The sequence below is a fragment of the Gardnerella sp. 26-12 genome, from assembly GCF_001660745.1.
Taxonomy (GTDB): Bacteria; Actinomycetota; Actinomycetes; order Actinomycetales; family Bifidobacteriaceae; genus Bifidobacterium; species Bifidobacterium swidsinskii.
The window spans coordinates 1-7069 of the sequence record NZ_LWSR01000062.1 but is presented as its reverse complement, the minus strand read 5'-3'; the positions used below and the strand labels follow the sequence as shown (position 1 = coordinate 7069).

5 protein-coding genes and 1 pseudogene are annotated in these 7069 nt (G+C 39.1%); 5 read left to right on the top strand and 1 reads right to left on the bottom strand.

The window, feature by feature from the left end:
• The first annotated feature begins 593 nt into the window (after window positions 1-593).
• From A5295_RS04070 to A5295_RS04050, 5 genes and pseudogenes are all read left to right on the top strand, one after another.
• The gene (locus A5295_RS04070; protein WP_064621771.1) at window positions 594-1016 is read left to right on the top strand and encodes a GNAT family N-acetyltransferase; all 423 of its coding nucleotides are present in this window, start codon (window positions 594-596) and stop codon (window positions 1014-1016) included.
• Between the two features lie 146 nt (window positions 1017-1162).
• Window positions 1163-1972, top strand: coding sequence for a nucleoside phosphorylase (locus tag A5295_RS04065; RefSeq protein ID WP_064621770.1), 810 nt, complete (start codon window positions 1163-1165; stop codon window positions 1970-1972).
• A gap of 248 nt (window positions 1973-2220) precedes the next feature.
• Window positions 2221-3987: an ABC transporter ATP-binding protein gene (locus A5295_RS04060; protein WP_064621769.1), complete on the top strand. Its 1767-nt coding sequence runs from the start codon at window positions 2221-2223 to the stop codon at window positions 3985-3987.
• Between the two features lie 271 nt (window positions 3988-4258).
• Window positions 4259-4849, top strand: a complete 591-nt coding sequence (locus A5295_RS04055) for an abortive infection protein (RefSeq protein WP_004119958.1) — start codon at window positions 4259-4261, stop codon at window positions 4847-4849.
• Window positions 4846-5703 (top strand): annotated as a pseudogene (locus A5295_RS04050) (nucleotidyl transferase AbiEii/AbiGii toxin family protein). Before A5295_RS04055 ends, A5295_RS04050 begins: the two are co-directional and overlap by 4 nt.
• Before the next feature lie 216 nt (window positions 5704-5919).
• Here the strand turns inward: A5295_RS04050 and A5295_RS04045 are convergent.
• Window positions 5920-7069, bottom strand: a 1150-nt coding sequence (locus A5295_RS04045) for a Na+/H+ antiporter NhaC family protein (protein ID WP_064621768.1), incomplete at its 5' end; no start/stop codon positions are given.

Here is a 7069-nt window from a genome sequence, read left to right as displayed (position 1 = left end):
CATGTATCATACAAATATGATGACAAATTGTTGTTGTAACGTATGCTGTTGCGCATTTCTTAATCGAAATGATGTTTCCAAGCACTAACTGTGCATAACATCTAGCCTGTGTTAAAAGCATTTACGTTAGAACACAGCAAATTACGATTTAAGAAACAGCGCGCTGTTTCTTAAATCGTAATTTGCTGTGTTCTAACGTAAATGCTTTTAACACAGGCTAGATGTTATGCACAGTTAGTGCTTGGAAACATCATTTCGATTAAGAAATGCGCAACAGCATACGTTACAACAACAATTTGTCATCATATTTGTATGATACATGTGCACTCCTTTACTCGTCGAAATGGTGATAAGTGGAAACTATAGCGAATGGATTTGCGTTTGTCAAACTTGATTTGTGTTTGGCATACCTTGATACGTACTCCTTTTTCTGCGCGAGTGTCTGATTTTGCCTGTTTTTGGGCACTGGTGCAGTTGGCGCATTAAAGGCCTATGTTAAAAGAAGAGATAGGCGACTTGATATACTGAGCGATTACGCTAGAAAATTCAGGGTTTCAACGTTGATTGCACAGTATTCGGAGGTGTTATTGTCAATGAATTTAGCAGATGTTCAAATAAAAGAGTATGAAAAGTATAATAGCAAAGATATTTTAAGGTTGTATGATTCCGTTGGTTGGTCTGCGTACACAGATGATTTAGTTGCTTTGGAAAATGGTTTTAACAATTCGCTCAAGGTTTTAGCTGCCTATAAAAATGATGAGCTAGTTGGAATTGCTAGAGCTGTTGGTGACGGATATACGGTTGTTCTTATTCAGGATATTCTTGTTTTGCCTGAGTATCAAAGGCAGGGGATAGGGTCTGCTTTGTTAAAGGCGATTGTGGATTATTATCCTAATGTTCGTCAAATTCAATTGACTACGGATTGTACTGAAAAAACTATTGCTTTTTATAAGTCAGCTGGTTTTATTGAGTTAGCAGAAATCGATTGCTGCGGTTTTATAAAAGACAGGACATGATGCAGAAAATATGATTCTCTAGTAGCCATTAAGTGCGAATTTGCATAGATTGGCCACTTTGTGATTTTCGTGTACTAATGCGTGTATTTGTATATAGGATTGAGTTGCTTGTAGGATGGAGCTGATCTTATGAAGGAGCTGATTGTATGGCAGAATATGATTTGCCGATTTTAGAGTATGATTCCGATAAAAGTGCAGTTTTAATGCCCAATCACGATAATATTTCTGTTCAGCTTCCATCTAAAGCGGTTTTTGCTTTTTTAGGCGATGAAATCGATCAGTATGCTTTAAGTAGGAAAGCTACGATTGTAGCAAATTTTGAATCTGCAACTAAAGTATATCCAATATATGTTTTGGAAGAAAAAGTAGAGAAAAAAGTAAAGGAAGACGCAAACAGCGAAGTAGAAGAAGAAACTCAAAAAATCTGCTTAGTACAAGCTCCAGTTGGCGCTCCTGCTGCTGTTCAGATCTTAGATTGGTTGATTTCTTACGGCGTTAGGGAAGTTGTTAGTGCTGGTTCTTGTGGGTCGCTAGTTGATTATGCGGAAAACGTTTTTCTGGTTCCGTATAAAGCTTTAAGGGATGAGGGGACTTCTTATCATTATTTGCCTCCAAGTCGTTATGTTGATGTTTCAGAGCGTTCGAGGCGCGCTATTTTGCAAACTTTGCAGGCGCATAATTTGCCTTATCATGAAGTTAAAACGTGGACTACGGATGGGTTCTTCCGTGAGACTAAGACGAAAGTTGCTAATCGTAAGCAGGAGGGATGCGCGGTTGTTGAAATGGAGTGTTCTGCTTTAGCGGCTTGTGCGCAAATGCGTGAGATTGTTTGGGGTGAGATTCTTTACACTGCAGATACTTTGCACGATGTTGAAAATTATGATGAGCGCAATTGGGGCGGGGATTCTAAAGCGTATGCGCTTGAGCTTTGTGTTGAAGCGGTGTTGCGTATTTGATTTGATTTTTTTTTTAACTCTATGCTTATTATTTCTAGCAAGCATTACGTATAAGTGTGTTTAAGCATTTATAGGTGTTATCAAGCAGATAAGCATGACCAATCAGGATAAGTATGATAGTGTGTCTTTCAATACTTAGTAGAGAGTGGATTAGCAATTCGAAAGCGAAAATGCTAGCTGCGAAAATGCTATTAGCGAAAAATAGCAAAAATAGCAAATAGATATAAAGGAAGTGAGAGGTAGCGAGAATGAACAAAACTGACAATACAGCAAATCAGCAATCGCCCGCGAATCAGCAATCATCCAAACTACATCCCGACGTAAAAAATTACGTAAAACTATTTTTCAAGGAAAACAAGCTTGTAGCTTTTCTTTCGATGATAGTTTTTATTTCCTTGTCCATGATTTACACTGCTATTTCTTGGATTTTGCAAATTATTTTCGACTATATGGCAGGTAAAGGAGCTTTCTCTTTAACTACTATTTTGCTGCTTGTTGTTTCCTTTATGCTGGCAATCTCCCTGATTTTCGCGTTGAAGCGCAGCTCGTACCCTCGCTTTCTTGAAAAAGCAATGAATCAGTATAAAGAGTCTGTTATCAAGAAGCTTTTACAGAAGAGTTATAGTGATTTTTCGCTCGCGAATTCCGGCACGTATCTTTCTGTACTTACTAATGATTGTGAGCGTATTCAAGAAAAGTATTTGAAGAAGATTTTTGATTTTGTTCAAGACGTTCTTATGCTTGTAAGCTCTCTAGCTCTTATGATTTACTATAGTCCGCTGCTCACTGTTATTGCTCTTATTATTTCCGTGCTTCCTATGGCGTGCTCGATCCTTACAGCTAGCGGAATTGCCACTCGAGAGGAGCAGGTTTCTAAGTCGAATGAGTCTTACACAGCTTTGACGAAGGATGTTTTGAATGGAGTTTCGGTTATTAAGAGTTTTAAGGCGGAGCAGGAGGTGATTAACCGTTATCAGAATCAGTCGATGGAGCTTGAGCATACGAAGAATCTTCGCGAAAAAACGATGACTACTGTTTCTGCTCTTGGAACGATTTCGAGCCTTGCAACTCAGCTTGGCGTGATGCTTGTTGGCGCTTGGATGGTTAATGCTCATGTTGGTGTTATTACTGCTGGAATGGTGTTAGCTTTCACTAATTTGATGAATGGCGTGCTTCAGCCTATTGCAAGTCTTCCGCAAATGCTTGGCGAGATGAAAGGTGCCAAGAAGCTGATTAGCAAGATGGCTGATTATATGAGTAACGCTAAGGAAGATTCTGGCGAGATCATTGACGATTCTATTAAAAGCGTTGTTTTGCGCGATGTTTCGTACGCTTATGACGCGGATCATAAAGTCTTGAAAAATGTAAGTCTTAGTTTGCAAGCTGGAAAATCTTACGCGATAGTGGGACCTTCTGGTGCTGGTAAGAGTAGTTTGATTAATCTGCTTATGGGCTACTACAAGGATTATGAAGGTAGTGTGAAGCTGGATAATCACGAGCTTAGCAATGTGAGCAAGAGTTCGCTTTACGATAAGACGACTCTTATGCAGCAGTCTGTGTTTATGTTTGATGCTTCGATTTTAGATAATATTACGCTTTTTAAGCCATTCCCAGATGTGGAAGTGGATCGTGTGATTCACTTGGCTGGTTTGGATGATTTGATTGCTGCTAAAGGCAAGGATTATCAGTGCGGCGAGAACGGTAGTCATCTTTCTGGCGGCGAAAAGCAGCGTATTGCTATTGCGCGAAGCCTGCTTAAAAGGTCCGAGATTCTGCTGGTTGATGAGGCTACGAGCGCGTTAGATAACGAGACAAGTGCGAACGTAACGCAGTCTATTTTGAATTTGCAAGGAATTCTTCGACTCGTGGTAACTCACCGCTTGGATGCCAATTCGCTTAAGCAATATGATGAGATTCTTGTGATGAAAAGCGGCGAGCTTATTGAGCGCGGAAGCTTTGAGGAGCTTATGAATCAAAAGGCTTACTTCTACTCGCTTTACACTGTGTCTATGTGAGGATGTTGATCTGGCTTGGGCTTGGCTTTCGCTTGGTTTGCGCTGAGCAATTTTAAGCTCAGTAGAGACACTGGTGCAGATTGCGTACTGCGCGATGTCTCTGTTTTGCGCTAGTGGCCATTAGGTGCAAAATTGCGTTGTTTGGCTACTTTGTGATTTGGTTAAATGTGGTTTGGCTATTTGCACTTTACGATTTGCTTGCGCATTTGATACGTTTATGCTGATATAATATATGAAATCAGCGTAAACGTATCATTAAGTAGGTGGGCAAATGTTAAAGGATCAATTGTGCAATTACATAGAGAAAAAGCAAGTTTTAAGCATTGATAGTGTCATCAAAGAACTTGGAATTAGCCCGTCTAGTGTTTATCGATTTATTAAAGATGAGAGCTTAGAACGCGTATCAAAAGGTGTTTACGTTAAGAGCAATTTGTGGAATGATGAAATGAATTTATTGTCAAAGCGCACATCTGTTGCTGTTTTTTCACATGAATCTGCCCTTCTTCTACATAATTTGACTGATAGAGAACCTTCTTCTTTAACAGTGACTGTTCCGTCAACTTATAATGCAAGTAGTCTAATTAAGACTGGTGTTAGGGTGTTTTATATAAAACCAGATTTTTTAGGAATTGGTAAGACGAATCTTATGTCGCTTGAAGGTAATCTTGTGCCTTCTTATGATTTAGAGCGCACAATTTGCGATATTTTGCGTTCTCGTTCTCAAATAGATGCACAGGTGGTATTTGGTGCGTTAAAAGCTTATGTTAAAAGAAAGGATAAGCGACTTGATATACTAAGCGATTACGCTAAAAAATTTAGGATTTCAAAGTTGATTTCACAATATTTGGGGGTGTTGTTATGAGAATGAAGGATGCTAATCAGCTTAAAGCAAAAATAAAGAATGTTGCACTCCAAAAGGGTGTAGATCCTCGCGTGCTAATGCGCGTATATATGATGGAGCGTTTTTTAGATCGTGTTTCTCGCTCGCGGTATAAAGACAATTTTGTTCTAAAAGGTGGAATGCTGATTTCTTATCTTGTTGGCGTAAATCTTCGTACAACAATGGATATTGATACAACTATGCAAAATATTTCTCTTAGTGAAGATGATGTGCGTATTTTTATATCAGATGTAATATCTATCAATATCGATGATGGTGTTAAATTTACGCTACAAACGCTTGATTCTATTATGCAAGAATCTGACTATCCAGGGGTTCGAGCTAGCCTAATTGCAGATTTTGATGGTACAAAAACTCCTGTTAAAATCGATATTTCAACTGGACATGCTATTACTCCATCTGCTATGGAAGCAGAATTGCCTTTAATGTTCTCATAATCTATCTCTTTATTGACTTATCCAATTGCAACGATTTTAGCAGAAAAGTTGCAAACAATTCTTGTGAGGGAAGAATTTAACACGAGAATGCGAGATTTTTATGATTTGCATGCTCTTAGAGTGTCTCAAGGAGATAATGTCTTTAAGAAAGAAGAGATTGCTAAAGCTTTTTACGCTACTTCTCAAACGAGAAACACCCTTTATTTACTGAGTAACGTGAATGAAATTTTCGATAGGATTAAAGATAGTGAAGTGATGAGAATAAAGTGGAAGGATTACCAAAGGAAAGCACCTTGGGCTAAAAGTCTTTCTTGGGAAGAAATAATGCAAGATATGAATTTCTTTTTGATGTTCTTTCATAATGAGGTTGTAGCTTAAGTTATTTTATTATTTGAATGGCTTTTATTAAATCATCGGGAGACGTGCGATAGTGGCCAATCGTTGCGAATTTGCAGCGATTGGCTACTTTGCGATTGGTTGATTGGTATTTAAAAATAAACGCCAGGGAGTTTATTCAACTCGACTGGCGTTTATTAGTCATTTGTGTTATTCGCTAGTTGCGTTTTTACTTGCTGTGTTTGCCAAAATAATCTGCTAAATAAACTGTGATATTACAATGCCGGCAGCCATAAGCGGAATATTGAAAATAAGGAATGTTGGAACGCAAGTATCCCAAATATGACTGTGCTGACCGTCTGCGTTTAAGCCGGAAGTAGGTCCAAGTGTGGTATCGGAAGCAGGGGAGCCTGCGTCTCCAAGAGCTGCAGCAGAAGACATAAGAAGAATCGTTGCAGGAGTGCTGAAACCAATGCTCTGGCACAGTGGCACGAACAAAACCGCAAGAATAGGAACCGTGCCAAACGAAGTACCAATGCCCATAGTCACAAGCAAACCAATAAGCGTAATAACAAATGCAGCAACAAGTTTGTTTTGTCCCATAGAAGCTACACCAAAGTTTACAAGCTCCTCAACTCCGCCTGTCGCTTGGATCACGTTAGCATATCCGCCCGCAATGAGCATCACAAACGCAATAAGACCCATGAGTTTTACGCCGCCAGTAAGCTGATTGTCAATGTCATTCCACTTTATTGCTCCAAAAATAATCATAGTTGCAAGACCTGCAATAGACGAAAGCGAAAGATCCTTACTAATAACTTGCACTACTACAACAACAATAATTGCGAGAATAGTCACATAATGGCGTAAATTAAGAGGTCCGACAACGGCGTCGGCGGCACGAGTGTCAGTTTCTGTAGTTTTGTATTCGCGAGGTTTTCTGTAAAGCACAAACACTGCAAAAAGTAGTGATGCAAACATCGCAAGACCTAAATACCAGTTCACAGCACTAACGTCTGCAACACTAACCTTCATGCCATTTTTAGAAAGATTCGTAGCAATAACAGTTTGGAAAATAAGACCAAAGCCAAATGGAATAGCAATATACGGAACTTCAAGACCAAAAGCAGTGCAGCATGCTGCAGCTCGACGGTCAAGCTTCATCTTATTCATAACTCTCAAAATAGGCGGAATAAGAATAGGAATATAAGCAATATGAACCGGCACAATATTTTGAGACATGCATGCAATAATAGTTAGTACCGCAAGTAGAGCGTACTTTTTCATGCCAATAATTGAGCTAATTTTTTTAGAAATAATTTGAGCTAAGCCTGTTGCAGTAATTGCTTCCGCAAAAGTTCCAAGCAAAATGTAAGCGAGAGCGGTTTGCTGTCTCTTATACACATCC

Bases quoted from the DNA above. Each gene is read 5' to 3' on its own strand.
- A5295_RS04065 (WP_064621770.1), top strand. From the start codon at position 1,163: ATGGCAGAATATGATTTGCCGATTTTAGAGTATGATTCCGATAAAAGT.
- A5295_RS04070 (WP_064621771.1), top strand. From the start codon at position 594: ATGAATTTAGCAGATGTTCAAATAAAAGAGTATGAAAAGTATAATAGC.
- A5295_RS04060 (WP_064621769.1), top strand. From the start codon at position 2,221: ATGAACAAAACTGACAATACAGCAAATCAGCAATCGCCCGCGAATCAG.
- A5295_RS04055 (WP_004119958.1), top strand. From the start codon at position 4,259: ATGTTAAAGGATCAATTGTGCAATTACATAGAGAAAAAGCAAGTTTTA.